The sequence below is a fragment of the Streptomyces tagetis genome (assembly GCF_018069565.1).
GTDB classification, from domain to species: domain Bacteria; phylum Actinomycetota; class Actinomycetes; order Streptomycetales; family Streptomycetaceae; genus Streptomyces; species Streptomyces tagetis.
On the sequence record NZ_JAGPNL010000013.1, the window covers coordinates 83,492 to 107,796 of the forward strand.

The following is a 24,305-nucleotide window of genomic DNA, read 5'->3' on the forward strand; positions in this document are numbered from 1 at the left end:
AGGTTCAGGACCAGGGCCAGGAGTCAGAACACGGGCGCGGCCTCGGCATGGTCGGCGCGCTCGCTCAGCGGGTGATGGTCTTCAAGCTCGTCGAGTCCGCCGAGGCCCGGGTGGCGGGCCGTGAACGCCCCCACCTCGTCGCCCTGGTCCGTGCCGGAGCCCGCTTCGAACGTGGCGGGACGGTCGGGCGCCCCGCCAAGCGCTAGGGCATAGTCTGGTGCACCATGGCCGACCACCACACCTACGGCACCAGTACCCACACCGCCAGCGAGTTGGTCCGGCTCGTCAGCGACCGCCTCGGGCTGGTCTTCACCGAGCGCCACAGCGATTTCCGGGGCAGCTACCACCTCGCCCGCATACCCGACGGGCGGATCGAGATCCAGCCCAACCCGATCCCCGGCGACGATGATGAAGTCGACCTCTACGCCCCGGAACACGCGGCGGCCCAAGTGCTGTTGCTCACTACCACACCGACCGCGCACCCCGCCCTCCAGGCCGGTCTGGACTCCATCGAAGGGCTCACCCACCTGAACCACGAGACAACGTGAACAGCTACTGATTCACAGCTTTTTACAGTTGCTCCAGTACTCCAGCTTCGCAAGCCGGTATCACTGGTTACCCGGCTCGGGACGTTCTGTCAGTGCCGAGAAGTAGCCTGCGACGATCAGCCGTGGCATGTCTGGAGGGTTCGTGGAAGCTGCTCTCGTCAGTCCCGACCGGTTGTGGTCGGCGCAGGAGGTCTTGGTACGTCCGAGTCCTGTCCCGACGGCGGCAGGGGTCTACGGGTGGCACTTCGAGCAGCCGCCCCACCCGGACCTGGACACCGGGCGCCTGCTCTACGTCGGAATAGCCCCGCGGTACATGGCGAACCGGACCAGCACCCAGAACCTGCGCAAGCGGGTGCGCTACCACTACCGGGGCAACGCGGCCGGATCGACGCTGCGGCTCACCCTCGGGTGCCTGCTCGGGCTGGAACTGCGCCGCGTGGGCAGCGGCAAGCGGATGACCTTCGGCAAGGCAGGGGAGACCGCCCTGGGGCAGTGGATGGCGGACAACGCCCGTGTCTGCTGGGTGGAGCGGGACGATCCGTGGGTCCTGGAATCCCAGCTCATCTCCCGGCTCGATCTTCCGCTCAACCTCGACCAGAACGGCCACAATCCGTTCCACGGTCGGCTGAAGGAACTGCGGGCGCAAGCCCGCCGGCGAGCCAGGGAGCTGCCGATCGGCTCTTAGGAAGGGGCCGACTGTCAGTGCCCTCTGTTCTACTTTGGGGCAGGTGCTTTGGGTGATGGGGGGCCGGGATGGGTGTGTTGTACGACTACTTTCACGCGGGGGACCATGCCGCGGCGGTGGAGCAGGGGATCGGGCCCGGTGGTGACTGGCTGGAGGGCCGGTCGTTGGAGGGGGCCGGGGTGGACTGGGTCGACGCGAAGAATCTGGAGCCGAGCGTTGTCCTGGGGCAACTGGTCGCCTACGCCGAGGGTGTTCCCTTCGGTGATCTGCCGGACGGCCCGGTGGTGGTCTGGCCCGAGGAACCGCATCCCCGGGGTGAGGTCGAGCCCGACTCCCCTTGGGACACGGGGTTGATACTCCAGCACGTTCCCGATCGCTGGCGCGATGTCCTCGCCGATCTTCCCGAGGACTCGATACCGGGGGTCGCCGGACGGTGGTACGGGATCGAGGAGGTCGATTTCGGCGGCCCTCTCGACGTGGAGAGGACGGTCTCCCTGTTCGCCGGCCTGGCACGGCGGGCACGGGAGGCGGGGGCCCACCTGTACTGCCGGTGCAGCGTGTGAACGGCTTGCGTCCCGTGCTGGTGCGCGTCGTGGTCACAGGGCCAGCAGGCCCGCCGCCGTCTCCTTGAGGCCGCAGGCGTCGAGGTAGAACGGGCGCAGGTGGTCCTCGAAGTCGACGTGGAACCACGCGCACCGGGCGGCGCGGGCCTCCTCGGCGGCCGTAACGACGAGGGCCGAGCCCACCCCTCGCGTCCGGCAGCGCCGGGCGACCACCGTGTCCAGCAGGAAGGCGTGGACTCCGCCGTCCCAGAGGACGTTCACGAAGCCGACCAGGGAGCCGTTTTCCCGGGCGCAGACCCAGCCGAGGCTGTGGCGTTCCAGCCGGGCACGCCACGGGGTGCGGGTGACGGGGTGGCCGAAGCCGTCGGTGTGCAGCGCGTCGAGGTCGGCGTCCTCGAAGTCGCCCCGCCACTCGTACGTGATCGCCGTCGGCATCACACGTCCAGCGTCTTGAACTCGATCTTGCCTGTGCTCATGCGGAAGTTGCCGTTGGTGTAGAGGGTGGGGCGGGCTTCGATGTGGTTGCCGCTGTACTTCTCGACGTGGCGGATCTCGACGCCGCCGGGGACCGTGAAGTCGATGAGGGCGATGGCGACCCAGTAGGAGAGGTTCCGGTTGTTGAAGAGGGGGACCGTGACCGTGGAGCCGCGGTGGTCGGTGACGACCGCGCGGGCACCGTACGACTTGAAGGAGCCGGTGCCGTTCTCGACCGCGCTGTACGCGCACAGGAGGACGTAGCCTTGGAGGTCGGGCCGGCGGATCGTGATCGTCTCGCGGCCCGGCACCCGGGAGTCGCCGTCCAGGCGGATGTACGGCGGGTCCGTGGCCGAGCCGAGGTCGCGGTAGTAGACGACCTGCTCGGACTTGAGGGGGCGCTTGCCCTTCGGGGTGACCAGGTGCGCCGGGACGTGCAGGGCGTACAGGTCGAGGTCGGCACCCGCCTCGCGCCGGGCCCTGCTGCCGCCGTCCCACTCCAGGCCGGCGGTGACGACGAGGTCCGGGTCGTCCTTGCGCAGCGAGATCAGCGCCTGGCCGGCCTTGGACAGGGCGACCTTGCCCAACGGGGCGGACGGCGGGGGCGGCGAGGGGACGGCGGCCTGCGCGGGCGGCGTCGGGGAAGGGCCCGGGTCGTCCACCACGATGCCGAAGTCCGTTGCCGGCCCGGCCAGTCCGGTGTCCCAGCCCTGCCCCACCGCCCGTACCTTCCAGCCGCCCGCCCTGCGGTACAGCTCGAGGAGGACCGCCACCGTCTCCCGGTGCGTGAACGGCGGCGGGGTGAACGTCGCCCGTTCGCCCCCGCAGTCCACCACCGCCCACGGCGTGTTCGCCGCGTCGAAGTGCGTCGCCGAGAGCTCCGGATCGATGCTCGCCACGACCGCCACCCGGTCCACCGACGCCGGGAGCGCCGCCAGGTCCGCGACGATGGTCTGCCCCGTCAAGGTGACCCCGTCCTGCGCCGGGTGGTTGTAGAAGACGAGGTCGTCGTCGCCGCGGACCCGGTCGTCCGCGCCGAGCAGCACGGCCGAGACGTCGATGCCGGTGCCCGCCGAGGTGAGGGTGACGTGGCAGAGCCCGGTGGGCAGGGGCGCGTTGCCGCCCTTGGCGAGATCGGTGGTCATACATGGCCTCTCACGGTGGTGCGCCCATCGTCGTACCTCCTGTGGACCCGTGTACGAGGAATGACCGGTTCCGAGGGGAGGAGGAGGGTGGGGAGGGCGCGTACCGGGGGAGGAGCGGTGGCCTCGGGGTTCGCTTTCGGGCGTTGCCCGCGGCTGTTGCGTTCCGGCCGGGAGGCGGGGGCAACTGCTGCCGTCCGTAGGGTTTCTGGCCGGCCGGGTGCTCGTCTAGCGTCGTGTGGCGTGTACTTCGACGAGAACGAACCCGTGTTCAAACGGAGCAAGTGGGGCACGACCCGCTACGCGTACAACCCCCGCAACCCCGTCGGCTTCGCGCTGATCGTCGTGACGCTCGTGGTCGTCGGGGTCGTGATGCTGCTCATGGTCTTCCGCGCGGGGCCGTTCGCCGTCCACGAGCGGCCCGCGCCCACGCCGACGCCACTGAGCACGCCGGCGGGCGAGTGGGACGCCGACTACTGAACCGACGCCGTCGGCGCGTGGCGACGGCGGCGTCCGCGCAGGGACGTGTACACCGTGCCCAGTACGAAGGACTGGAGCAGGGCGGAGACCACGATTCCGCCGATGAAGAACCAGGCCGGCGCGTCGGCCCAGCCGCTGTCGACGAGCCAGACCACGAAACCGAAGAGCGGGAAGGTCAGCAGGGCCGGCCACACCCAGATCAGCGAGGCGTCCGGGCCGCTCGCGTACAGCGGCTCCGTCGCGGCGAGGACGATGGCCGCGCCCACCAGCGAGAGGTAGACCGCGGAGACGGGGTTGGTGACGGCGCGGCGGGTGAACGTACGTATCGGGCGGGTGCTCATCGGATCTCCCCCATGGGTCGGCGTCGTGGTTCCAGGGTCGGACGGCGGTCCGTCCGTGTCCTGAGTACCCGTACTCAGCTCGCCCACGTCCCGGTGCGTGCCCGCGGTGGCCGGGAGGCCCGGCCACCGCACCGCGTCACCTCACCGTGCGGTCAGCCGCACTGGCAGGGGTTTCCGGACTGGCAGCCGCAGCCGCACCCCGAACCGCAGCCGCAGGCGGCGATCAGGGGCAGGCTCTTGAGGTCTGCGGGCTGCTCGGTCGGGCGCTGCTGCGCGGGGTCGGGCTGCTGAGCGGGGGATTCGGCCATGGGACCCTCCTTGGGGCTGGTGCCTGTGACCATTGGATGCCCCGAGTGGCGGTCGCATCAACGGCGCATGCGGTGATCACGTGCGCCCCCTCGGCCGTCGAGCCGCCTGGCCGTCCCGGCCTGGGCGCCCGGCCGCGGAGCCCTTGGCCGTCCCGGTTCGGCCGCCGCCCGCTGTCCGCTGCCCGCCGCCGCCACCAGCAACCGGGAGCGCCCGGAGCGCCCGGACTCCCAGAGCGCACAGAGCGCTCAGAACCCTGGGAGCCCTGGGAGCCCTGGGAGCCCCGGGAACACGAGGGCCCAGAGGCCCCCGGAGCGCCCCGGAGCCCCCGAGGGCCCGAGCCCCCCGGCCCGGCCCCCAGCCCCCGACCGCCCCTCAGCCCCCCTCAGCCCCCTCCGTCGCCTCCGGCGCCTCGCCCCGGCTCACCGTCGGCACGTCCGCCTGGAGTTCGTCCGCGTGTTCGCCGGTGACCAGGTACACCACCCGCTTGGCGACCGCCACGGCGTGGTCCGCGTACCGCTCGTAGTAGCGGCCCAGCAGGGTCACGTCGACGGCCGTCTCGATGCCGTGCTTCCAGCGGTCGTCCATCAGGTGCTGGAAGAGGGCGCGGTGCAGCAGGTCCATCTCGTCGTCGTCCTGCTCCAACTGGAGGGCCAGCTCGACGTCCTTGGTGATGATCACCTCGGCCGCCTTGGCCATCAGCCGCTGGGCGAGCTGCCCCATCTCCAGGATGGTGGCGTGCAGGTCGCGGGGGACGGCCCGCGCCGGGTAGCGCAGCCGGGCCAGCTTGGCCACGTGCTGGGCCAGGTCGCCCGAACGCTCCAGGTCGGCCGACATCCGCAGCGACGTGACGACGATGCGCAGGTCAGTGGCGACCGGCTGCTGCCGGGCCAGCAGGGTGATCGCCCGCGCCTCCAGGTCGTGCTGGAGCTCGTCGACCTTCTGGTCGCCCTCGATCACCTCCTCGGCGAGCTTCAGGTCGGCGTCGAGGATGGCGGTCGTGGCGCGTCCGATCGCCGAACCGACCAGCCGGCCCATCTCCACCAGACTGTCGCCGATCGAGTCCAGTTCCTCGTGGTAGGCGTCCCGCATCAGGTTCCCTCTCGTACGTCGTGGCGGGGGCTCGGTTCCCCCGCCCCGGCCCCACGGCCCCACCGTCCGGCCCGTACGCGTCCGTTTCCGGCACCCGGAATGAACCATCCCTGGCCCCCAGGTGAACTCTGGGCGACGAGTGTTCGAGGTCGCACGCCGATGGCTGGGGGCAGCGTGTTCCTCATGCCTAACCTGGACGCATGGACGTGAACGCGGCGGTCGCCGCAGTGGCGGCGCTGGCCGGATTGCTCACCGGCGTCATCGCCGTGCTGGCGTTCCGCTGGAGCGAGCGCGACCAGAGCCGGCCCACCCGCACCTCCCTGCACACCGACCCGGTGCTCCCGCCCGGCGTGGACACGGTCCTGTCGGTGCTGCGGTCCTCGGCGGTCGTCCTCGACGAGGCCGACGCCGTGGTCAAGGCCAGCTCGGCCGCGTACGCCCTCGGTCTGGTCCGGGGCGGACGGCTCGCCGTCGACCCCATGCTCCAGATGGCCCGTGACACGCGCCGCGACGGAGAGATACGCCAGGTGGAGCTGGACCTGCCGCGCCGCAGCGGGCGGGGCGAGGCGCTGGCCGTCTCCGCGCGCGTCGCGCCGCTCGGCTCCCGGCTGGTGCTCCTGCTGGTCGAGGACCTCACCGAGGCCCGCCGTATCGAAGCGGTCCGGCGCGACTTCGTCGCCAATGTGAGCCACGAGCTGAAGACGCCGGTGGGCGCGTTGTCCCTGCTCTCCGAGGCGGTGATGGACGCCTCCGACGACCCCGAGGCGGTCGAGCGCTTCGCCGGGCGGATGCAGATCGAGGCGACCCGGCTCACCAACCTGGTGCAGGAGCTGATCGACCTGTCCCGGGTGCAGAACGACGACACCCTCGACGACGCCGAGCCGGTCCGGGTGGACGAGCTGGTCGCCGAGGCCGTCGACCGGTGCCGGCACGCGGCCGGCACCAAGCAGATCACCATGGCGACGGCCGGTGCCGCGGGCCTGTCGGTGCACGGCAACCGCGGCCAGCTCGCCGCCGCGATCGGCAACCTCGTCGAGAACGCCGTCAACTACTCACCCGCCCGGACCCGCGTCGGCATCGCGGTCCGCCGGGTCGCCGCGTCCGGCGGCGCCATGATCGAGATCGCCGTGACCGACCAGGGCATCGGCATCTCGGAGAAGGACAGGGAGCGCGTCTTCGAGCGCTTCTACCGCGTCGACCCCGCCCGCTCCCGGGCCACCGGCGGTACGGGGCTGGGCCTCGCCATCGTCAAGCACGTGGTCGCCTCGCACGGCGGGGACGTCACGCTGTGGAGCGCCGAGGGACAGGGGTCCACCTTCACCCTGCGCCTGCCCGAATCGGGCCCGGCCGGCGACCGCGCCCCCCGGGACCCGGCCGCCCCGGGTGCCACCGAGCACAGCCACTCCGCCACGGGTGCCACGGGTGCCCCGGGTGCCACGGGTGCCACCGCCCACGGTGGCTCCGCCGCGGATGACACGGCTTACGGTGACTCCGCCCCGGGTGAGACGGCTTATGGTGACTCCGCCATGGGTGGCACCCCTTATGGTGACGCCACGGGTCACTCCGCCACGGGTGACGCCGTCTACGGTGACTCCGGAGACCTCGCCGGTCCCCTCAGCCCCACGGACGACCTCACCGGTCCCGCAGAAGACCTCATCGGTCCCACAGACCTCCCCGACCCCACCGACCGCGCGCCACACGACGCACACGGTGGTACGGCGCCCGGACACCTCGGGGGCACCACGGACCGCACCGCGCCCGTGCACCCCCCGGAGCCCGCCGGCCCCGTCTCCCACCCCGACCCCGACCCCGTCCCGCGCGGAGACACCGCCCGGGTCATCGACCCCGCACCGCACGCCGACGCCGCCCCGACCACGGCGGACGAGGACCGCGCGGCACCCGCGGCCCCCGCGGAGGAGACGGGGGCGGCCGGACGGTCCGGCTCCGCTTCCTCCCACCGATCCCCGTACGAAACGCTTCCCGCTCCGGAGGTCCTTCCGTGACCCGTGTGCTCGTCGTCGAGGACGAGGAGTCCTTCTCCGACGCCCTGTCCTACATGCTCCGCAAGGAGGGCTTCGAGGTCGCGGTCGCGACCACGGGGCCCGACGGACTCGACGAGTTCGAGCGCAACGGCGCCGACCTCGTCCTCCTCGACCTGATGCTGCCCGGCCTGCCGGGCACCGAGGTCTGCCGCCAACTGCGCGGCCGTTCCAACGTCCCCGTGATCATGGTCACGGCCAAGGACAGTGAGATCGACAAGGTCGTGGGACTGGAGATAGGGGCCGACGACTACGTCACCAAGCCCTTCTCCTCCCGCGAGCTGGTCGCCCGTATCCGCGCCGTGCTGCGCCGCCGCGGCGAGCCCGAGGAGGTCGCCCCCGCCGCGCTGGAGGCCGGCCCGGTCCGCATGGACGTGGACCGGCACGTGGTCACCGTCGGCGGCACCAAGGTCGACCTGCCGCTGAAGGAGTTCGACCTGCTGGAGATGTTGCTGCGCAACGCGGGCCGGGTGCTGACCCGCATGCAGCTCATCGACCGGGTGTGGGGCGCCGACTACGTCGGCGACACCAAGACCCTGGACGTCCACGTCAAGCGGCTGCGCGCCAAGATCGAGCCCGACCCGGGCGCACCGCGGTACCTGGTGACCGTGCGGGGGCTCGGCTACAAGTTCGAGCCGTAGGCCGGCCCGGCGGGACGACACGCGAAGGGCGGGACCTCCCTGGGAGGTCCCGCCCTTCGCGTGGCCGGATACGGCGGTCGCGTACGGCGGCTCAGCCGGCGGCCGGCTCGGAGGCGCCGGCGCTCGCCGAGGCGCTCGCGTCGGCCGACGGCTCGGCGGCGGCGTCCGCCGGGGCGCCCGGGGCGGCCGGGGTCTCGCTCGGGCCCCAGGACGAGAAGAAGCTCTCGGCGGGCACGACGAACGCCTGGAGGTTCACGTCACCGGTCTTGCTGAAGGTGAAGGTGACCTTCTGGGCGTTGCCGTCCTGGACGGACTCGCGGCTGCTGGGCAGGACGGCGGAGGCGTTGTCCTTGCCGCCGATGATCAGGGAGCCCCCGGCCGGGACGACCAGGCCGCCGCTGCCCTTGGCGGGCTTCAGCTCGGCGTTCTTGCCGGTGCCGGGCAGGGTGATGGACTCCAGGGTCTGGTCGGTGCGGCCTTCGTTGAAGAGCGTGGCGGCGACCACGGCCGGGCCGGTCGACTGGAGGTCGGGCTGGGTGATGACGACGGCGTTCTGGATCTTGATGTCGCCGACGGCCGTGGCCGCGTGGTCCGGCTGGATCTCCAGTGACTGGGCGTTGTGGCCGGCACCGCACGCGGCGAGCGAGGCGATCGAGAACGCGATGGCGGCGGCGGCGAGGGCGCCGCGTCGAAGGCTGCTGCTCACGGCGGCGGCAACTCCTAGGACTCGAGCGAGGCGGCGGCAAGGGATAAAGCCGCCCTAAGTGATGGTCAGCGACCATAGGTTACCGAGCCGTCCCGGGGCCGCCGCACCCGACCCTCCCCCGGGGGCCGCGGCTTCGCCCGGCAGGCGGCAGCCGGGGCGGGAAACGGGCCCGGGGCGGGAAACCGGTCCGGGGCGGGCGGGCGCCGACCGGTGGGTGCCGGACCGGACGGGCCGAGCCCCTCGCCACGCCGCCGACGACGCCGCCGCACCGGCCATCCCGGAGCGGGACACCCGCACAGGCCACCCCGGAGCCTGGACGTCCGCACCGGCCATCCCGGAGCGGGACACCCGCAGAGGCCACCCCGGAGCCGGGACGCCGGCCGGAACAGCCTCCCCCAAGTCCAGTCCGCCCACGCCGCCCACTCCCTCCCGCAGCCCTCCCGCAGCTCCCGCAGCTTCCACAGCTCCCGTTACTTTCACGCCACACCCGGGGCCGCTTCCCGGCCGCCTTTGGTGCCTTTGGAGTACCCGTCCCGTGCGTCATTCCGATAAGAAGCCCCGCGATACCGACGCGCTGTCGGCGCGTGAATTGCATGTGAAGGAATGTGTCCCCGGGCCGGGAATTGATCACGGTGGGCCGGTGGCCGTCCGGCAGGTGATCAATTCCCGGATTCGACCGGAACCCCGCCCCGAGTGTCGAACGGAGTAGCGGAAGTCGCACGTCAGGGACCGGACATATGGGGATGTTTGGTCGGTGTGGCGAGGCCCTCGGAGGGTGTGACGTGGGTGTTTCGTCCGGCCCGAAGAGCCCCTCCGACCTGCGAATACGAGGTTCCGCTGACCTCGCGCAGCACGTTCCTGTGACTGTTGTCAAGCCCCGAGATATGCCCTGACCTGCGAAAACGCCATTCAGTAGACGCCGTATCCGTGTTACCCTGGATAGCCACGGAAGGGGTACCTGTCACATGACGTTCAAGGTTGGCGACACCGTGGTCTATCCCCATCACGGGGCCGCGCTGATCGAGGCTATCGAAACTCGCCAGATCAAAGGCGTGGACAAGACCTACTTGGTGCTGAAGGTCGCCCAGGGTGACCTGACGGTACGTGTGCCAGCGGACAATGCGGAGTTCGTCGGCGTGCGTGATGTGGTCGGTCAGGACGGGCTGGACCGGGTCTTCGAGGTGCTGCGCGCGCCGTACGCCGAGGAGCCCACGAACTGGTCGCGTCGTTACAAGGCAAACCTGGAGAAGCTCGCCTCCGGCGACGTCATCCGGGTCGCGGAAGTGGTGCGCGATCTCTGGCGGCGCGAGCGCGAGCGCGGACTCTCCGCCGGTGAGAAGCGCATGCTCGCCAAGGCCCGCCAGATCCTGGTGAGCGAGCTGGCCCTCGCGGAGAACACCAACGAGGACAAGGCCGAGGCCCTGCTCGACGAGGTTCTCGCTTCCTGAGGCGGGACGCTCGCGTGGCCTGACGCGAGGCGCGCTCGCCGCACGCTCGGAATCAGCGCACGGAAATGCCGTGGTGCCCGATGACAGCTTCTGTCGCCGGGCGCCGCGGCATGTTCGTTCCAGCGGCCGGGCCCACCCGGGGATGCCGGGCCCCGGGATGAGGCCACGGGAGCCGCCGGTCTTCGTAGGCTCCTCCCGGGAGGTCTCCCCCGGTCCCTCGCGTGCCGGGCTCGGTCCGCGGCTCGACCAGGGTCACGGAAGGGTCCGGTCAAGGCGTAGCGCCCGGCACGGTGAAGGCCATACCCACCTAGGTCGAGCACACAAACCTGACAGGAACCGATGTCTGACGAATCGCGGCTCTCGCCCACCGGGGCCCCCGGGCCCGCCGAGACTCCCGTGCCCGCCCGGACCGCGGCGGTCATCCCGGCCGCCGGGCGGGGCGTACGCCTCGGACCCGGCGCCCCCAAGGCGCTCCGGGCGCTCGGCGGCACTCCCATGCTGATCCACGCGGTCCGCGCGATGGCCGCCTCCCGCGCGGTCTCCCTGGTCGTCGTCGTGGCCCCGCCCGACGGCGCCACCGAGGTCAAGGGCCTCCTGGACGCGCACCCGCTGCCGGAGGGGACCGACCTGCTCGTGGTGCCCGGCGGCGAGACCCGCCAGGAATCCGTACGGCGCGGCCTGGAGGTGCTGCCGCCCGGCGTGTACGACGTCGTCCTCGTGCACGACGCGGCCCGGCCCCTGGTGCCGGTGGAGACGGTGGACGCCGTGATCGAGGCGGTGCGCCGGGGCGCCCCGGCCGTCGTGCCGGCACTGCCGCTCGCCGACACCGTCAAGCAGGTCGAGCCGGCCGGTGTGCCCGGCACGCCCGAGCCCGTCGTGGCCACGCCGGAGCGGTCCCTGCTGCGCGCGGTGCAGACGCCGCAGGGCTTCGACCACGACACGCTGGTCCGCGCCCACACCACCGTGACCGGCGAGGTCACCGACGACGCGAGCATGGTCGAGCGGCTCGGGCTGTCGGTCGTGGTGGTGCCGGGGCACGAGGAGGCGTTCAAGGTGACCCGTCCGCTGGACCTGGTGCTCGCCGAGGCGGTCCTGGCCCGCAGGAGGCACACCGATGGCTTCTGAGGACTTCCCCGCCCTGCCGCAGGTCGGCATCGGCACCGACATCCACGCCTTCGAGGAGGGCCGCGAGCTGTGGTGCGCGGGCCTGAGGTGGGAGGGCGAGGGCCCCGGGCTGGCCGGGCACTCCGACGCGGACGTGGTCGCGCACGCCGCGTGCAACGCGCTGTTCTCCGCCGCCGGGCTCGGTGACCTGGGGCAGCACTTCGGCACCGGGCGCCCCGAGTGGTCCGGCGCCTCGGGGGTGACCCTGCTGACGGAGGCCGCGCGGATCGTCCGGGCGGCGGGCTTCCGGATCGGCAACGTCGCGGTGCAGGTCGTGGGGGCACGCCCGAAGATCGGCAAACGCCGCGAAGAGGCCCAGAAGGTGCTCTCCGAGGCGGTCGGCGCCCCGGTCTCCGTCTCCGGCGCCACCACGGACGGCCTCGGCTTCCCCGGCCGGGACGAGGGGCTGATGGCCGTGGCCACGGCCCTGGTCGCCCGCACCTCCTGATCCGTCCCTGATCCGCGCCTGATCCGTTCCTGACCCACTCGGTGTCCTCACGAGAGCGCCGCGCGGGTCAGCCGGGCCGCGCCCGCGGGTCAGCCGGGCCTCGTACCCACGCGGCCCCCGCCCGCACCCCGAAATGGCCGGTTCCACCCCGCCCGCGTACGGCGGAACGGCCGCTTCCGCGCCGCCCCCGGTCACCCGCGGCACCCCCGGCCGCCTCCGTCGGGGGCGTCAAGGGGTCGGTGGGCCCCAGGCACTGTCCGGGGCCCACTACCCTGGAGCCGTGACCATTCGCCTGTACGACACCAACGCCCGGCAGATCCGTGACTTCGCCCCTCTCACGCCCGGGTGTGTCTCGATCTACCTGTGCGGTGCCACCGTTCAGGCGGCCCCGCACATCGGCCATGTCCGGTCGGGGCTCAACTTCGACATCATGCGCCGCTGGTTCGCGTACCGCGGCTACGACGTGACGTTCATCCGCAACGTCACCGACATCGACGACAAGATCATCCGCAAGGCGGCGGAGCAGAACCGCCCCTGGTGGTCCATCGGCTACGAGAACGAACGGGCCTTCGACGACGCCTACTCGGCCCTCGGCTGCCTGCCCCCCACCTACGAGCCCCGCGCCACCGGGCACATCACCGAGATGGTCGAGATGATGCGCGGCCTGATCGAGCGCGGCCACGCCTACGAGGCCGACGGCAACGTCTACTTCGACGTGCGCTCCCTGCCCGGGTACCTCTCCCTGTCCAACCAGGACCTGGACGACCTGCGCCAGCCCTCCGAGGAGGGCGAGACCGGCAAGCGGGACCCGCGGGACTTCGCCATGTGGAAGGCGGTCAAGCCGGGCGAGCCGAGCTGGGAGACGCCGTGGGGCCGGGGCCGGCCGGGGTGGCACCTGGAGTGCTCGGCGATGGCCCACAAGTACCTGGGCAGCGCGTTCGACATCCACGGCGGCGGGATCGACCTGATCTTCCCGCACCACGAGAACGAGATCGCCCAGGCCCGCGGCTTCGGCGACACCTTCGCCGAGTACTGGGTGCACAACGCCTGGGTCACCATGAGCGGCGAGAAGATGTCGAAGTCGCTCGGCAACAGCGTGCTCGTCTCCGAGATGGTCAAGCGCTGGCGCCCGATCGTGCTCCGCTACTACCTGGGCACCCCGCACTACCGCTCCACCATCGAGTACGGCGAGGAGGCCCTGCGCGAGGCGGAGTCCGCCTTCGCCCGCATCGAGGGCTTCGTGCAGCGCGTCACCGAACTCGCCGGAGGGCCCGCCGAGCCCGCCGCCGAGGTGCCGCCCGCCTTCGCCGAGGCGATGGACGACGACCTCGGCGTCCCCCAGGCGCTGGCCGTCGTGCACACCACCGTCCGGCAGGGCAACAGCGCGCTGGCCGCCGACGACAAGGAGGCCGCCGTCGCGCGGCTCGCCGAGGTCCGCGCCATGCTCGGCGTGCTCGGCCTCGACCCGCTGGACGCGCACTGGGCCGGCGAGGCCGACCGCGGCGAGGACCTCCACGGCGTCGTCGACAGCCTCGTCCGCCTCGTCCTCGACCAGCGCGAGGCCGCGCGGGCCCGCAAGGACTGGCCCACCGCGGACGCCATCCGCGACCGGCTGGGCGAGTCCGGACTGGTCGTCGAGGACGGCGCGCACGGCCCCCGCTGGAGCCTCGGCCCGCGCTGACCGGCCCGGCCGCGGAAGATCCACTTGTGCCGCCCGGCCCCCCGGGCGGCACACTGCATACGACACGACGACCGCGTACCACCCCGCGGACCCCGCACGGCGCGGGCGACCGCGTACGACGCGCGGCGAGAACAGGCGCGCACCGAGCGCGCACCAGACGCGAGAACAGACGCGAAGACAGACGCGAACCGACGCGAAACAGAGTGGAGACAGGGAACTCATGGCCGCGAACAACCGCCGCATGTCCGGCAAGAAGGGCGCGCAGGTCGGCAGCGGCGGCAAGCGGCGCCGGGGCCTGGAGGGCAAGGGGCCCACGCCTCCCGCCGAGATGCGCAAGGGGCACGCCAAGCAGCGCGCCGCCCACGCCAAGACGCGCCGCGCCCAGGGCCGCCCGCAGCAGCGGCGCGGCGGCGGCCGGTCCACGTCCGAACTGGTCGTCGGCCGCAACCCGGTCGTCGAGGCGCTGCGCGAGGGCGTGCCCGCCTCCACGCTCTACGTCCAGCAGTTCATCGACAACGACGAGCGGGTGCGCGAGGCCCTCCAGCTCGTCGCCGACCGCGGTGGCATCAACCTCATGGAGGCGCCCCGCCCCGAGCTGGACCGGATGACCAACGGCCTCAACCACCAGGGCCTCGTCCTCCAGGTCCCGCCGTACGAGTACGCGCACCCGGAGGACCTCGCCGACGCCGCCGCCGACGCGGGCGAGGCCCCGCTGATCGTCGCCCTGGACGGGGTGACCGACCCGCGCAACCTCGGGGCCGTCGTCCGCTCCGTCTCCGCCTTCGGCGGCCACGGCGTGGTCGTGCCCGAGCGGCGGGCGGCCGGCATGACGGCGGGCGCCTGGAAGACGTCGGCCGGCACCGCGGCGCGCACGCCGGTCGCGCGCGCCACCAACCTCACCCGGGCGCTGGAGACGTACCAGAAGGCCGGGGTCGTCGTCGTCGGCCTCACCGCCGACGGGGAGGCCGAGCTGAGCGACCTGGACGCCCTCGGCGGGCCGGTCGTCATCGTGGTCGGCAGCGAGGGCAAGGGCCTGTCCCGGCTGGTCGGCGAGACCTGCGACGTCCGGGTGCGCATCCCGATGCCGGGCGGCGCCGAATCCCTCAACGCCGGTGTGGCGGCGGGGATCGTGCTCTACGAGGCGGCCCGCAGGCGGGCTTGAGCGTACGGACGCCGGTCCCGCCGAACGGGTGAACCGGCGTTCGACGCGTCCCCCGTACGGGGTGTTCCGGACGGTCCGGACATGCTTGACGCGGTCCGGACAGATCCGGCGGGTCAAGGCAGTGTCCTAACGTCACGTCACTCGGTTAGATGAGTGTGGACACCAGAACACCCCGCACACCCACGGGGGACCGCTCGTCGCTGGTCGACGACGCTCCCGCGCTGAGCATGGTGAAGGTGCCGAGCGATCCGGCTCAGGTCATCGTCAACCACGCGAGCTTCCGCGTGCAGCTCGGTGCCTCGGCGCGGCGGACCCGGTCCCCGCGGATCGCACGGCACCTGAGCGCCACCCAGGACACCGCGCGCTTCCCCGTGGCCGGTGCCGTGGGCCAGGCCGCCCGCCGCCGCCCCGTCGTCTGGAGCGGCCGGTCCGAACCGGACGACACGGGAGCCCACCGGCTGCTCCAGGCGGTGCGGGCGGGGGCCGGCCACCATGTCGCGGCCCCGTCCGACGGCCCCGGTGACCCCGGCGCCACCCAGGTCATCCCCCGCTTCGGCGAGCCGGCCGCCCCCCGCCACGGCCTCCCCGGCCACGAGGACGGCCACGACGAGGGCCCCGACACCCAGCCCCTGGAGTCGCCGGTCGTCGGCGCCCCGCGCGGCCCCGTCGGCGACGGCACCCGGCTGCTGCCCGCGATGCGCTCCTCCGGCAGCGCCTACGACGAACTCGCCTACGCCGACGACGACTTCGACGTCACCTCGGGCGCGTACCCGGGCGCGTACCCGGGCGAGGGCGCCGGCTCCCGGCGGCACGGCGACGACCCGGCGCGGCACGCCTACTACCCCGGCCGCCGGATGAACCTCGGGGTCGTGCTGCTCCCGCTGCGCGTCTTCCTCGGCTTCATCTCCATCTACGCCGGCATGGGCAAGCTCTGCGACCCCGTCTACTTCGACGGCGGCGAGCGCGGCTCCATGGTCAAGTGGCTCAACACCCTGCACCCGTGGGACGTCGCCGAGCCGCTGCGCCAGTTCGCCCTGGCCCACCCGGTCGGCTCCGGGCTGGTCATCGCCTTCCTCCAGGTGATCGTCGGCGTCCTGACCGTGCTGGGCTGCTGGCAGCGGCTGGCCGCCGGGATCGGCGCCCTGCTGTCGGCCGCGCTGCTGGTCACCGTGAGCTGGAAGAGCGTCCCCGCCTACGACGCGCCGGACATCATCTACCTCGCCGCCTGGTCCCCGCTGATCATCGCGGGCGCCCCGGTCTACTCCGTCGACGGCAGGCTGGCCGGCAGCGCCTGGCGCCGCCTCGGCCCCCGGGCCGACATCTGGGACCTGCGCCGCTGGGTGCTGCGGCGCGGTGCCGTGGTGACCTTCCTCGTCACCGGCATCACCCTGCTGGTCGGCTCGCTGCTCGGCGGTGCCGTCCGCGACGCCGACCGCGTGGTCGTCCCCGGGCCCGGCGAGGCCCCGCGCAACGTGCTGCCCGGCTCCCCGCTGCCCCAGGAGCCCGGCGAGCGCACCGCGACCACCACTCCGGAGGCGTCCTCCTCGCCCACCCAGGGCGCCACCAGCGGCACCACCACCGGCCCGGCCACCGGGGGCGCCACGACCACCCCGGGCGCGACCCAGGGCGGCGGCGTCACCACCGGCGGTGCCCCGAGCCAGACCCAGGGCACCACGGGCCAGGCCCCGCCGCAGCAGGAGGCCCCGGCCGGACAGGCGCCGAGCACCAGCGCCGGACCGACCTCCGGCGGCGCCACCACCGGCTCCGACGGCTCCACGGGGGCCGGCGGGGGCACCGGCGGCGGAGGCGGCGAGGAAGGCGAACCGTCCACCGGGCAGCCGGGCGGACGCCTGGTGGGCGGCCTCCTGGGCTGACCACCGGCCCTGACGACGACGGGGTCCCGCACGAGAAACGTGCGGGACCCCGTCGTCGTACGAGATGCCGGGAAGGCGGGAGCCGGATCAGAAGGGCGCCGGTCCAGCGGTGCCGGGGGAGACCGGTCAGCGGCGCTGGGCGGCGAGTTCGCGGGCGGCCTCCGTCAGGTCCTTCGCGGTGTCGATCGCCCGCCAGTAGGAGCCCTGCGGGATGGTGAAGCCGGCCAGCTTGCGTTCGCGGGCCAGCCGGGGGAACGTCGTCCGCTCGTGGTCACCGCGCTCCGGCAGCAACTCCGCGAAACCGGACGAGAAGACGTAGACGCCCGCGTTGATCTCGAAGGTCGACGGCGGGGCCTCGATGAAGTCCGTGATGTGCCCGAAGCCGTCGGTCTTCACGGCACCCCAGGGCAGCCGCGGGCGGGCCAGCGCGAGGGTCGCCACGGCGCCCCGCTCGGCGTGGAAGTCGGCCATGTCGCGCAGCGAGAAGCGCGTCCAGATGTCGCCGTTGGTGGCGTACCAGGGCCGGTCGGGGTGGGGCAGGCGGGCGGCGGCGTACTTCAGGCCGCCGCCGCGGCCCAGTGGCTCGGTCTCCACGACGGTGCTGACGGAGAGCGGCAGATCGGCCGTCTCCAGCCATTTCTGCAGCACTTCGGCGAGGTGGCCGCAGGAGACCACCACGTCGGTCACGCCCTCGTCGGCGAGCCAGGAGAGCTGATGGCCGATGATCGGGGTCCCGGTGCCCGGGATCTCGACCATCGGCTTGGGCCGGTCGTCGGTGTACGGACGGAGCCGGGACCCCTGTCCGCCGGCCAGGACGACGGCCTGAACGGGGCGGCGGGACGCGGCGTTCGGATCGGTCATGACCCGAACTGTACGGGGCGCCCCGCCGGCGCCGTGGCAGCGAGGTGCGGTGCTCAGCCGTGCGCGGCCAGCACGCCCGAGGCGAAGGCGGTGTCGCAGACGGGGCGGGCGAACGACTGGGCGCGCGTGGGCCCGTACACCTTGACCGCGGCGCGGCCCAGTGCCCGCGCGATGGAGGCGCAGTGCCCGGCGAGCGACGGCCGGTCGTTGACGGCCTGCTGGAGGTGTGTCAGGGCGATGCCCGGGTCCTTCTCCTGCAACTCGGTCAGGAGCTGATCGCGCAACACCTCGTGCGCGGCGCGGGGCGCGGTGGTCGCGCCGGTCTGCGAGGAGGAGGCGTCGGACGCGGTGAGCACCGAGTCCGAGGGGTCTCCCGACCAGTCGACCCGGGTCACGGCGAGGGTGCCGGAGAGCACCAGGACGACGGGCAGGACGAAGGCGAGCGAGCGGCCGATGCGGTGGGCGGGGCCCCGGCCGTGGCGCCTCTGCGGGATGGCGGAGTGCTTCACGGAGTGCTTCACGCGAGTGAGGGTAGCGTCCGGTGATGATTTGGCGACATTTAGTCACCGGTTCGGGGGATGAAGTGGTGCCACGAAATGGGTAACAGGTTGACGCACGCGGCTCGAAACGTCCCGAAGTGCCGGTCTCGGGCCGGGGAACGGAACGGGCCCCGCGGCAAACCGCGGGGCCCGATGTCGTCAGAGCGGGTGAATTCTCAGTCGGAGAGGCGCTCGCCCGTGGAGGTCGAGAACACGTGGGTCTCGCCCGGGTGCGGGACGACGTGCACGGTCGAGCCCTTCTCGGGCACGGCGCGGCTGCTGACGCGGACGACGAGGTCCCTGGACTCGCCGCCGACCTCGGCGGTGCCGAAGATGTAGCCGTCGGCGCCGGTCTCCTCCACGACGTTGACCGAGACCGCGAGGCCGGCCGGGGCGTCGTCGGCGTCCTTCGTCAGCGAGGCGGAGGCGCCGCCGCCCAGCTCGACCACGTCGAAGTGCTCGGGACGGACGCCGACGGTGACCGTGCGGTCGCCCTTGTCGGCGGCGGCCTTCAGGGCCTCCCGGCTGACCGGGACCACGCTGTTGCCGAACTTCACGCCGCCGTCGGTGATCGGCACCTCGACCAGGTTCATGGCGGGGGAGCCGATGAAGCCGGCGACGAAGAGGTTGGCGGGCTTGTCGTACATGTTGCGCGGGGAGTCGACCTGCTGGAGCAGGCCGTCCTTGAGCACGGCCACCCGGTCGCCCATGGTCATCGCCTCGACCTGGTCGTGGGTGACGTAGACGGTGGTGATGCCCAGGCGGCGCTGGAGCGAGGCGATCTGCGTACGGGTGGAGACGCGGAGCTTGGCGTCCAGGTTGGACAGCGGCTCGTCCATGAGGAAGACCTGCGGCTCGCGGACGATGGCGCGGCCCATGGCGACGCGCTGGCGCTGACCGCCGGAGAGCGCCTTCGGCTTGCGGTCCAGGTACTCGCTGAGGTCGAGGATCTTGGCGGCCTCCTCGACCTTCTGCCGGATCTCCGCCTTCGGCACGCCCGCGATCTTGAGGGCGAAGCCCATGTTGTCCGCGACGCTCATGTGCGGGTACAGGGCGTAGTTCTGGAACACCATGGCGATGTCCCGGTCCTTGGGCGGGAGGTGGGTGACGTCGCGGTCGCCGATGCGGATGGCGCCGCCGTTGACGTCCTCCAGTCCGGCGAGCATGCGGAGCGAGGTGGACTTGCCGCAGCCGGACGGGCCGACCAGGACGAGGAACTCCCCGTCCGCGATGTCGATGTCGAGACCGTCGACGGCGGGCTTGTCGGAACCGGGGTAGATCCGGGTCGCCTTGTCGAACTGGACAGTGGCCATGGTGATGGGCCCCCTTCTACCGGCAGGAACGTGCCGGACGATCCGTTGTAGGAAGGTGGTGGTGTGGTCCACGCGAGTGAACCGTGCCAGGACGCTACCTGGCGTTCACGTGGTCTGTCAGCACCTACCGGCCGGTGAACTTCGCCGCGGACGCGCGCATCCCCCCGTTCACCGCCTCTGTGTACAGTGGAGCAGCCTCCGTGCGGTCCGCCGCGCGCCGCCTCCTTAGCTCAGTTGGTCAGAGCGCCGCTCTTGTAAAGCGAAGGTCGTCGGTTCGAATCCGACAGGGGGCTCTGTGAGCAAGGCTCTGAGCTGGGGGTTGCCCCCGGAGCAGGGCTCCCTTCGGCCCCGGACATCCCGTCCGGGGCCGTTCGCGTGAGCACCGCGTGGCGGGCGCGAGGCACGAGCCGGGCACCGCTTCCGGCGACGGTGAGCTTCGCCCCGGGCGGCAGCCGTGCTCACGTGCGCGACGTCGTCACGCCGAGGAGCGCCTCCAGTTCGGCCACGGCCGTGTCCTCGTCCGTGGCGTGAACGGTGGTGATGCCCAGCTCGGCGGCCGGCGGCAGGTTCATCGCGTGATCGTCCACGAACACGCACCGCTCGGCCGGGACCCCGATGCGTTCGAGGGTGAGCCGGTAGATCGCCGGGTCGGGCTTGGCCATCCCCACCAGCTCGGACACGACGTGCACGTCGAACAGGTCCCAGACGCCGACGTGCTCGTACGGGTTGAACGGGTCGAGGCCGAAGCTGTTGGACAGCAACGCGAGCCGGTGACCGGCGGCACGCGCGGCTCGGGCGAACGCGACCATCCGGCGAGCCACGGGGACCCCTGCCCAGGCCCGCCCCATCAGGTTCACCGGGTCCACGTGCGGCCCGAGGAGAGCGGCCGTGGCCGCGTTCCACTCGGCCTGCCCCAGCTCCCCGATCTCCAGCGCGGTGTAGAGGCGCCGCCCTTCGGGGTGATCGTCGAGGATGCCGGCCCACGCCCCGGGGCTCAGCCCTTCGGAAACACACCAGGCGCGATGGACGTGGCCGGGGCCGGCGGTGAGCACTCCGGCGAAGTCGAGGATCAGGCCGCGCCTGTCGGCAGTACCAGTCCCGTGCGGCATCCGGTGATCGCCCCTTCCCCGGTGGGTTCCCTCCGTGACGCTACCGCGCACTCGCTCACGGGGAGGGGCGATCGGCCAGGAGGGCAGGGGCGGACGGTGGCTCGGTCAGGAGGCGGGTTCCGGGACGGGGGTGTCGGAGGGGGTGCCGTGGCGGGGGGCCTTGGCCGTCACCATCAGGCCCGCCACCAGTGCGGCCAGCAGCATCACGCCGGCGGCCACCCAGATCGCCACCGTGTAGCCGTGCACGATGCCCTCCTTGACGATCATCGCCCGCTGGGCCGGGTTCTTCAGGTGCGAGGCGATGAAGGTCGTGCTGCTCGTGGTGGCCACGGTGTTGAGCAGTGCCGTGCCGATCGAGCCGCCCACCTGCTGCGAGGTGTTGACCGTCGCCGAGGTCACCCCGGAGTCCTGCGGGGCGACCCCGGCGGTGGCGGTGGAGAAGACCGGCATGAAGGTCAGGCCCATGCCGAGGCCCATCAGGATCAGCGCCGGCATGACCTCGGTGGTGTACTCCGAGTGCACCGTGATCCGGGTGAGGATCACCATCCCGGCGGAGGCCAGCACCATGCCGGGGACCATCAGCATGCGCGGTGCCACCCGGCGCAGCAGCCGGGCCGAGATCTGGGTGGAGCCGACGATGATCCCGGCGGTCAGCGGCAGGAACGCCAGCCCGGTCTTCACCGGCGAGTAGCTGAGGATGACCTGGAGGTAGTAGGTCATGAACAGGAACAGGCCGAACATGCCGATGACGGCCAGCATCATCGTCAGGAAGCAGCCCGCCCGGTTCCGCTCGCGGATGACGTGCAGCGGCAGCAGCGGTACGGGCGCCCGGGTCTGCCACCACACGAAGGTGGCCAGGAGTACGACGGCGGCGCCGAAGAGCGCGAGCACCAGCGGGTCGCTCCAGCCGTGCGGCTGGGCCTCGCTGAAGCCGTAGACGAGGGAGACGAGCCCGCCGCAGCCGAGGACGACGCCGGGGATGTCGAGGCGGACGTCCGCGTGGCCGGGGATGTCGTGCAGCAGGGTGAGCGCGCCGAAGACGGCGATGACGGCGATGGGCACGTTGACGTACAGGCACCAGCGCCAGTCGAGGTACTCGGTGAGCACGCCGCCGACGACGAAGCCGATGGCGGAGCCGCTGCCGGCCAGCGCGCCGTAGACGCCGAACGCCTTCCCGCGCTCTCTCGGGTCGGTGAAGGTGGTGGTGAGCAAGGACAGCGCGGAGGGCGCGAGGACCGCGGCGAAGACGCCCTGGAGGGCGCGGGCGCCGAAGAGCATGCCGGAGCTGAGCGCGGCGCCGCCGAGCGCGGAGGCGCCGGCGAAGCCGATCAGGCCGATGACGAAGGTCCGTTTGCGGCCCACCAGGTCCGCGATCCGGCCGCCGAGCAGCAGCAGTCCGCCGAAGGCCAGGGTGTACGCGGTGATCACCCATTGCCGGTTGGCGTCGGACATGCCCAGATCGCGCTGCGCGGAGGGCAGCGCGATCTGCACGATGGTCGCGTCCAGGACGACCATCAACTGGGCCAGGGCGATCACCACCAGCCCCCACCAGCGGCGGGGATCGGAGGGTGGGGGTGTGTTCGCGTCACCTGTGCGGGCCGCACTCATTGGCCCAGAACACCACGGATCGGGATGTATCGCATCCTCGCTCGTGGCGTGCCGTTCACGGCTCCAGGACCACCTTCCCGACGGTGGTCATGCCCTCCGGCCCGCCTCATCATCGCCGGGCCGGGCACCTCCTCGCAGACGCCGTCGACGAGGTACGGAAGGCCGTCGCGGATGCCCGGCGCCGACCAGCCGAAGACGAGGAGCCGGCCGCCCGGCCCGAGCAGGGCGACGCGGACCTGGCCGGGGCGCGGGTCCTCGCTCCTGGTGGACCAGGTTGTCGGCGGGGCCGAAGGCGTGCAGACGGATGGCGGGCATGGGTCCCCCGTGGTCTGGGCGGCTGGATCGTCGGAAGGCCGGCGCCGGGGGGTGCGGCGGCCGGGTGCCGGCCGACGGCCTCGACCTCGTTTGAGGTCAAGCCCGCCGGGTGCCCGGGGCGGGACTGTCGGTGGTGGGGTGCAGCATGGGTCCATGGCGAGGAGAGCGGGAACGGCGGACGGTACGGCGCTGCGGGCGGCGCGGCGGCCCGAGGTGCGGCTGCCGCCCCTGGAGCCGTACGGCGACGGCGGGCTGGAGCGGGATGGGGACTACGACGGGCTGGACTTCGACGGGACGGACCTGGCCGGGCAGGACGGCGCGGGCGCCCGCTTCATGGACTGCGCGCTGACCGGGTGCGTCCTGGACGAGACGTCCCTCAGGCGGGCCCGGCTGCTCGACACGGTCCTGACCGGCGTACGGGGCGTGGGCACCGATCTCGGCGAGGCCACCCTGCGCGACGTGATCCTGGCCGACGCCCGCCTCGGCGGGGTCCAGGCGCACGGGGCCGTACTGGAGCGGGTGGTGATCCGGGGCGGGAAGATCGACTTCCTCAATCTGCGGGGGGCGAGGCTCAAGGACGTGGTCTTCGAGGGGTGTGTGCTGGTCGAGCCGGACTTCGGGGGCGCCCGGCTGGAGCGGGTGGCGTTCGCGGACTGCGCGGTGCGGGGAGCCGACCTGAGCGCGGCGACGCTGGTCGACGTGGACCTGCGCGGGGCCGCTCCGCTGGAACTGGCCCGAGGGGTGGACCGGCTCTCGGGGGCGGTGATCAGCCACACCCAGTTGCTGGACCTGGCCCCGGTACTGGCGGCGGAACTGGGGGTGCGGGTGATGCCGTAGGGGTGCCGGGTGTGCGTCGGGACCGGGGGCCGGGGCGCGCTGTGCGCCGGGCCGGGGTTCGGCGGTGTTGGGACGTGCCGGGGTGCCGGCCGGGGGCCGGTCCCGTCGGGGTGCCGGGGGCGTGCCGGGCTGGCCGAGGCGTGGTGGTGGGGTGGTACGGCGCGGTCGTGCCTGGCCGGGGGCCGGTCAGGGCAGGCGGGGGAAGCGGGCCTGGAGGGTCCAGACGGCCGGGTTCTCCGCAAGGTCCTCGTGCAGGTCGGTGAGGTCGGCGAGCAGGTCGTGGAGGAAGTCCCGGGCCTCCCGGCGCAGTCCGGCGTGGGGGAAGGAGAGCGGCGGCTCGTCGGCCGGCAGCCACTCCGCGTCGATGTCGACCCAGCCGAAGCGGCGCTCGAAGAGCAGGCGGTCGGTGGACTCGGTGAAGTCCAGTTCGGCCCGCTGCGGCCGGGCGGCCCGCGAACCCGCCGGGTCCCGGTCGACGTGCTCCACGATGTCGCACAGCGCCCAGGCGAAGTCGAGCACCGGCACCCATCCCCAGGCTGTGGAGATCTCCCGGTCCGCCTCGGTGTCGGCGAGGTACACGTCGCCGCAGAACAGGTCGTGCCGCAGCGCGTGGACGTCCGCGCGGCGGTAGTCCGTCTGCGGGGGGTCCGGGAAGCGGGTGGAGAGGGCGTAGCCGATGTCGAGCACGGGGGAGATGGTGTCACGCCGGGCGGACCCGGTCGCCGGGGGCCGTGGACGACGGCCCCCGGGGCTGGCGCCGGGCACGTCCGGAGCCCGTGCCGGGGCCGGCGGAGCGCCGGGGCCGCTGCCGCGCCGCCGGGCTGCGGCCGGGCCCGCCGCTGCCGCGCCGCCGGGCTGCCGCCGGGCCCGGGACCGCTGCCCGGCGTCCCCGGAGCCCGCGCCGCGGGGCCGCTGCCGTGCGGGGGCGC

Annotated in this window: 24 protein-coding genes, 1 tRNA gene and 3 pseudogenes; 15 read left to right on the plus strand and 13 right to left on the minus strand. The window is 72.7% G+C overall.

What is annotated here, in order from left to right; genetic code table 11:
• Positions 1–35 precede the first annotated feature (35 nt).
• From J5Y05_RS32750 to J5Y05_RS30905, 4 genes and pseudogenes are all read left to right on the plus strand, one after another.
• Positions 36–206 (plus strand): annotated as a pseudogene (locus tag J5Y05_RS32750) (IS256 family transposase); the annotation flags it as partial.
• A gap of 18 nt (positions 207–224) precedes the next feature.
• Positions 225–548 carry a hypothetical protein gene (locus J5Y05_RS30895; protein ID WP_210876614.1) on the plus strand — a complete coding sequence of 108 codons (324 nt, stop codon included), beginning with the start codon at positions 225–227 and terminating at the stop codon, positions 546–548.
• A gap of 313 nt (positions 549–861) precedes the next feature.
• Positions 862–1,233 (plus strand): GIY-YIG nuclease family protein, encoded by a 372-nt coding sequence (locus tag J5Y05_RS30900; RefSeq protein WP_247615607.1) that lies wholly within the window; start codon positions 862–864, stop codon positions 1,231–1,233.
• A gap of 116 nt (positions 1,234–1,349) precedes the next feature.
• Entirely contained in the window at positions 1,350–1,796 is a 447-nt protein-coding gene (locus tag J5Y05_RS30905) for a hypothetical protein (RefSeq protein ID WP_210876616.1), read from the plus strand.
• A 33-nt stretch (positions 1,797–1,829) separates the two neighbouring features.
• On the opposite strand, the gene J5Y05_RS30910 is transcribed toward J5Y05_RS30905, so the two are convergent.
• Together J5Y05_RS30910 and J5Y05_RS30915 are read right to left on the minus strand one after the other, a co-directional pair.
• Entirely contained in the window at positions 1,830–2,231 is a 402-nt protein-coding gene (locus tag J5Y05_RS30910) for a GNAT family N-acetyltransferase (RefSeq protein ID WP_210876617.1), read from the minus strand.
• Positions 2,231–3,415 (minus strand): TerD family protein, encoded by a 1,185-nt coding sequence (locus J5Y05_RS30915; protein WP_210876618.1) that lies wholly within the window; start codon positions 3,413–3,415, stop codon positions 2,231–2,233. The genes J5Y05_RS30910 and J5Y05_RS30915 overlap by 1 nt, the downstream gene beginning before the upstream one ends.
• A gap of 240 nt (positions 3,416–3,655) precedes the next feature.
• Between J5Y05_RS30915 and J5Y05_RS30920 the strand changes: the two genes are divergently transcribed.
• Positions 3,656–3,892 carry a hypothetical protein gene (locus J5Y05_RS30920; RefSeq protein WP_210876619.1) on the plus strand — a complete coding sequence of 79 codons (237 nt, stop codon included), beginning with the start codon at positions 3,656–3,658 and terminating at the stop codon, positions 3,890–3,892.
• On the opposite strand, the gene J5Y05_RS30925 is transcribed toward J5Y05_RS30920, so the two are convergent.
• The 3 genes from J5Y05_RS30925 to phoU form a co-directional block, all read right to left on the minus strand.
• Entirely contained in the window at positions 3,886–4,233 is a 348-nt protein-coding gene (locus J5Y05_RS30925) for an SCO4225 family membrane protein (protein WP_210876620.1), read from the minus strand. The two genes, J5Y05_RS30920 and J5Y05_RS30925, sit on opposite strands and share 7 nt — an antisense overlap.
• Before the next feature lie 152 nt (positions 4,234–4,385).
• Positions 4,386–4,541, minus strand: a complete 156-nt coding sequence (locus J5Y05_RS30930) for a hypothetical protein (protein ID WP_199809357.1) — start codon at positions 4,539–4,541, stop codon at positions 4,386–4,388.
• Positions 4,542–4,914: 373 nt separating this feature from the next.
• Positions 4,915–5,631 (minus strand): phosphate signaling complex protein PhoU, encoded by a 717-nt coding sequence (gene phoU, locus J5Y05_RS30935; protein ID WP_210876621.1) that lies wholly within the window; start codon positions 5,629–5,631, stop codon positions 4,915–4,917.
• A gap of 200 nt (positions 5,632–5,831) precedes the next feature.
• Between phoU and phoR the strand changes: the two are divergent.
• Positions 5,832–7,095, plus strand: a pseudogene (phoR, locus tag J5Y05_RS30940) (two-component system sensor histidine kinase PhoR); the annotation flags it as partial.
• Between the two features lie 535 nt (positions 7,096–7,630).
• Entirely contained in the window at positions 7,631–8,311 is a 681-nt protein-coding gene (gene phoP / locus J5Y05_RS30945) for a two-component system response regulator PhoP (protein ID WP_030829297.1), read from the plus strand.
• A 91-nt stretch (positions 8,312–8,402) separates the two neighbouring features.
• Here phoP and J5Y05_RS30950 read toward each other — a convergent pair whose 3' ends face one another.
• Positions 8,403–9,017: a copper chaperone PCu(A)C domain-containing protein gene (locus J5Y05_RS30950; RefSeq protein WP_210876622.1), complete on the minus strand. Its 615-nt coding sequence runs from the start codon at positions 9,015–9,017 to the stop codon at positions 8,403–8,405.
• A 965-nt stretch (positions 9,018–9,982) separates the two neighbouring features.
• Between J5Y05_RS30950 and J5Y05_RS30955 the strand changes: the two genes are divergently transcribed.
• The 6 genes from J5Y05_RS30955 to J5Y05_RS30980 all read left to right on the plus strand — a co-directional run bounded on the left by J5Y05_RS30955 (position 9,983) and on the right by J5Y05_RS30980 (position 16,794).
• Positions 9,983–10,465, plus strand: a complete 483-nt coding sequence (locus J5Y05_RS30955; RefSeq protein WP_030419515.1) for a CarD family transcriptional regulator — start codon at positions 9,983–9,985, stop codon at positions 10,463–10,465.
• A gap of 339 nt (positions 10,466–10,804) precedes the next feature.
• Positions 10,805–11,590 carry a 2-C-methyl-D-erythritol 4-phosphate cytidylyltransferase gene (gene ispD, locus J5Y05_RS30960; RefSeq protein WP_210876623.1) on the plus strand — a complete coding sequence of 262 codons (786 nt, stop codon included), beginning with the start codon at positions 10,805–10,807 and terminating at the stop codon, positions 11,588–11,590.
• Positions 11,580–12,077 (plus strand): 2-C-methyl-D-erythritol 2,4-cyclodiphosphate synthase, encoded by a 498-nt coding sequence (ispF, locus tag J5Y05_RS30965; protein ID WP_210876624.1) that lies wholly within the window; start codon positions 11,580–11,582, stop codon positions 12,075–12,077. Before ispD ends, ispF begins: the two co-directional genes overlap by 11 nt.
• Positions 12,078–12,357: 280 nt before the next feature.
• The gene (gene cysS, locus J5Y05_RS30970) at positions 12,358–13,758 is read left to right on the plus strand and encodes a cysteine--tRNA ligase (protein ID WP_210876625.1); all 1,401 of its coding nucleotides are present in this window, start codon (positions 12,358–12,360) and stop codon (positions 13,756–13,758) included.
• Between the two features lie 220 nt (positions 13,759–13,978).
• Entirely contained in the window at positions 13,979–14,920 is a 942-nt protein-coding gene (gene rlmB / locus J5Y05_RS30975) for a 23S rRNA (guanosine(2251)-2'-O)-methyltransferase RlmB (RefSeq protein WP_210876626.1), read from the plus strand.
• A 149-nt stretch (positions 14,921–15,069) separates the two neighbouring features.
• A complete protein-coding gene (locus J5Y05_RS30980) occupies positions 15,070–16,794 on the plus strand; it encodes a DoxX family protein (RefSeq protein WP_210876627.1) in 1,725 nt (574 codons plus the stop codon).
• A gap of 126 nt (positions 16,795–16,920) precedes the next feature.
• On the opposite strand, the gene J5Y05_RS30985 is transcribed toward J5Y05_RS30980, so the two are convergent.
• The 3 genes from J5Y05_RS30985 to J5Y05_RS30995 all read right to left on the minus strand — a co-directional run bounded on the left by J5Y05_RS30985 (position 16,921) and on the right by J5Y05_RS30995 (position 19,507).
• Positions 16,921–17,655, minus strand: coding sequence for a nucleotidyltransferase family protein (locus J5Y05_RS30985; RefSeq protein ID WP_210876628.1), 735 nt, complete (start codon positions 17,653–17,655; stop codon positions 16,921–16,923).
• A gap of 53 nt (positions 17,656–17,708) precedes the next feature.
• Complete coding sequence (locus J5Y05_RS30990) at positions 17,709–18,176, minus strand: hypothetical protein (RefSeq protein WP_372450547.1); 468 nt, start codon at positions 18,174–18,176, stop codon at positions 17,709–17,711.
• A gap of 194 nt (positions 18,177–18,370) precedes the next feature.
• Entirely contained in the window at positions 18,371–19,507 is a 1,137-nt protein-coding gene (locus tag J5Y05_RS30995; protein WP_210876629.1) for an ABC transporter ATP-binding protein, read from the minus strand.
• A gap of 219 nt (positions 19,508–19,726) precedes the next feature.
• Between J5Y05_RS30995 and J5Y05_RS31000 the strand changes: the two genes are divergently transcribed.
• Positions 19,727–19,800 (plus strand) — tRNA-Thr (locus J5Y05_RS31000).
• A 165-nt stretch (positions 19,801–19,965) separates the two neighbouring features.
• On the opposite strand, the gene J5Y05_RS31005 is transcribed toward J5Y05_RS31000, so the two are convergent.
• The 3 genes and pseudogenes from J5Y05_RS31005 to J5Y05_RS32095 form a co-directional block, all read right to left on the minus strand.
• Positions 19,966–20,616, minus strand: coding sequence for an HAD-IA family hydrolase (locus tag J5Y05_RS31005; RefSeq protein ID WP_210876630.1), 651 nt, complete (start codon positions 20,614–20,616; stop codon positions 19,966–19,968).
• A gap of 105 nt (positions 20,617–20,721) precedes the next feature.
• A complete protein-coding gene (locus tag J5Y05_RS31010; protein ID WP_210876631.1) occupies positions 20,722–22,224 on the minus strand; it encodes an MFS transporter in 1,503 nt (500 codons plus the stop codon).
• Between the two features lie 86 nt (positions 22,225–22,310).
• Positions 22,311–22,454 (minus strand): annotated as a pseudogene (locus tag J5Y05_RS32095) (oxidoreductase); the annotation flags it as partial.
• A gap of 238 nt (positions 22,455–22,692) precedes the next feature.
• Between J5Y05_RS32095 and J5Y05_RS31015 the strand changes: the two are divergent.
• Positions 22,693–23,376 carry a pentapeptide repeat-containing protein gene (locus J5Y05_RS31015; protein ID WP_210876632.1) on the plus strand — a complete coding sequence of 228 codons (684 nt, stop codon included), beginning with the start codon at positions 22,693–22,695 and terminating at the stop codon, positions 23,374–23,376.
• A 186-nt stretch (positions 23,377–23,562) separates the two neighbouring features.
• On the opposite strand, the gene J5Y05_RS31020 is transcribed toward J5Y05_RS31015, so the two are convergent.
• A complete protein-coding gene (locus tag J5Y05_RS31020; protein ID WP_210876633.1) occupies positions 23,563–24,063 on the minus strand; it encodes a hypothetical protein in 501 nt (166 codons plus the stop codon).
• Between the last annotated feature and the right edge of the window lie 242 nt (positions 24,064–24,305).

Coding starts and splice junctions, on each gene's coding strand:
- J5Y05_RS30895 (WP_210876614.1), top strand. CDS start 225: ATGGCCGACCACCACACCTACGGCACCAGTACCCACACCGCCAGCGAG.
- J5Y05_RS30900 (WP_247615607.1), top strand. CDS start 862: ATGGCGAACCGGACCAGCACCCAGAACCTGCGCAAGCGGGTGCGCTAC.
- J5Y05_RS30910 (WP_210876617.1), bottom strand. CDS start 2,231: ATGCCGACGGCGATCACGTACGAGTGGCGGGGCGACTTCGAGGACGCC.
- J5Y05_RS30915 (WP_210876618.1), bottom strand. CDS start 3,415: ATGACCACCGATCTCGCCAAGGGCGGCAACGCGCCCCTGCCCACCGGG.
- J5Y05_RS30925 (WP_210876620.1), bottom strand. CDS start 4,233: ATGAGCACCCGCCCGATACGTACGTTCACCCGCCGCGCCGTCACCAAC.
- J5Y05_RS30930 (WP_199809357.1), bottom strand. CDS start 4,541: ATGGCCGAATCCCCCGCTCAGCAGCCCGACCCCGCGCAGCAGCGCCCG.
- phoU (WP_210876621.1), bottom strand. CDS start 5,631: ATGCGGGACGCCTACCACGAGGAACTGGACTCGATCGGCGACAGTCTG.
- J5Y05_RS30955 (WP_030419515.1), top strand. CDS start 9,983: ATGACGTTCAAGGTTGGCGACACCGTGGTCTATCCCCATCACGGGGCC.
- ispD (WP_210876623.1), top strand. CDS start 10,805: ATGTCTGACGAATCGCGGCTCTCGCCCACCGGGGCCCCCGGGCCCGCC.
- ispF (WP_210876624.1), top strand. CDS start 11,580: ATGGCTTCTGAGGACTTCCCCGCCCTGCCGCAGGTCGGCATCGGCACC.
- rlmB (WP_210876626.1), top strand. CDS start 13,979: ATGGCCGCGAACAACCGCCGCATGTCCGGCAAGAAGGGCGCGCAGGTC.
- J5Y05_RS30980 (WP_210876627.1), top strand. CDS start 15,070: ATGAGTGTGGACACCAGAACACCCCGCACACCCACGGGGGACCGCTCG.
- J5Y05_RS30985 (WP_210876628.1), bottom strand. CDS start 17,655: ATGACCGATCCGAACGCCGCGTCCCGCCGCCCCGTTCAGGCCGTCGTC.
- J5Y05_RS30995 (WP_210876629.1), bottom strand. CDS start 19,507: ATGGCCACTGTCCAGTTCGACAAGGCGACCCGGATCTACCCCGGTTCC.
- J5Y05_RS31005 (WP_210876630.1), bottom strand. CDS start 20,616: ATGCCGCACGGGACTGGTACTGCCGACAGGCGCGGCCTGATCCTCGAC.
- J5Y05_RS31010 (WP_210876631.1), bottom strand. CDS start 22,224: ATGAGTGCGGCCCGCACAGGTGACGCGAACACACCCCCACCCTCCGAT.
- J5Y05_RS31015 (WP_210876632.1), top strand. CDS start 22,693: ATGGCGAGGAGAGCGGGAACGGCGGACGGTACGGCGCTGCGGGCGGCG.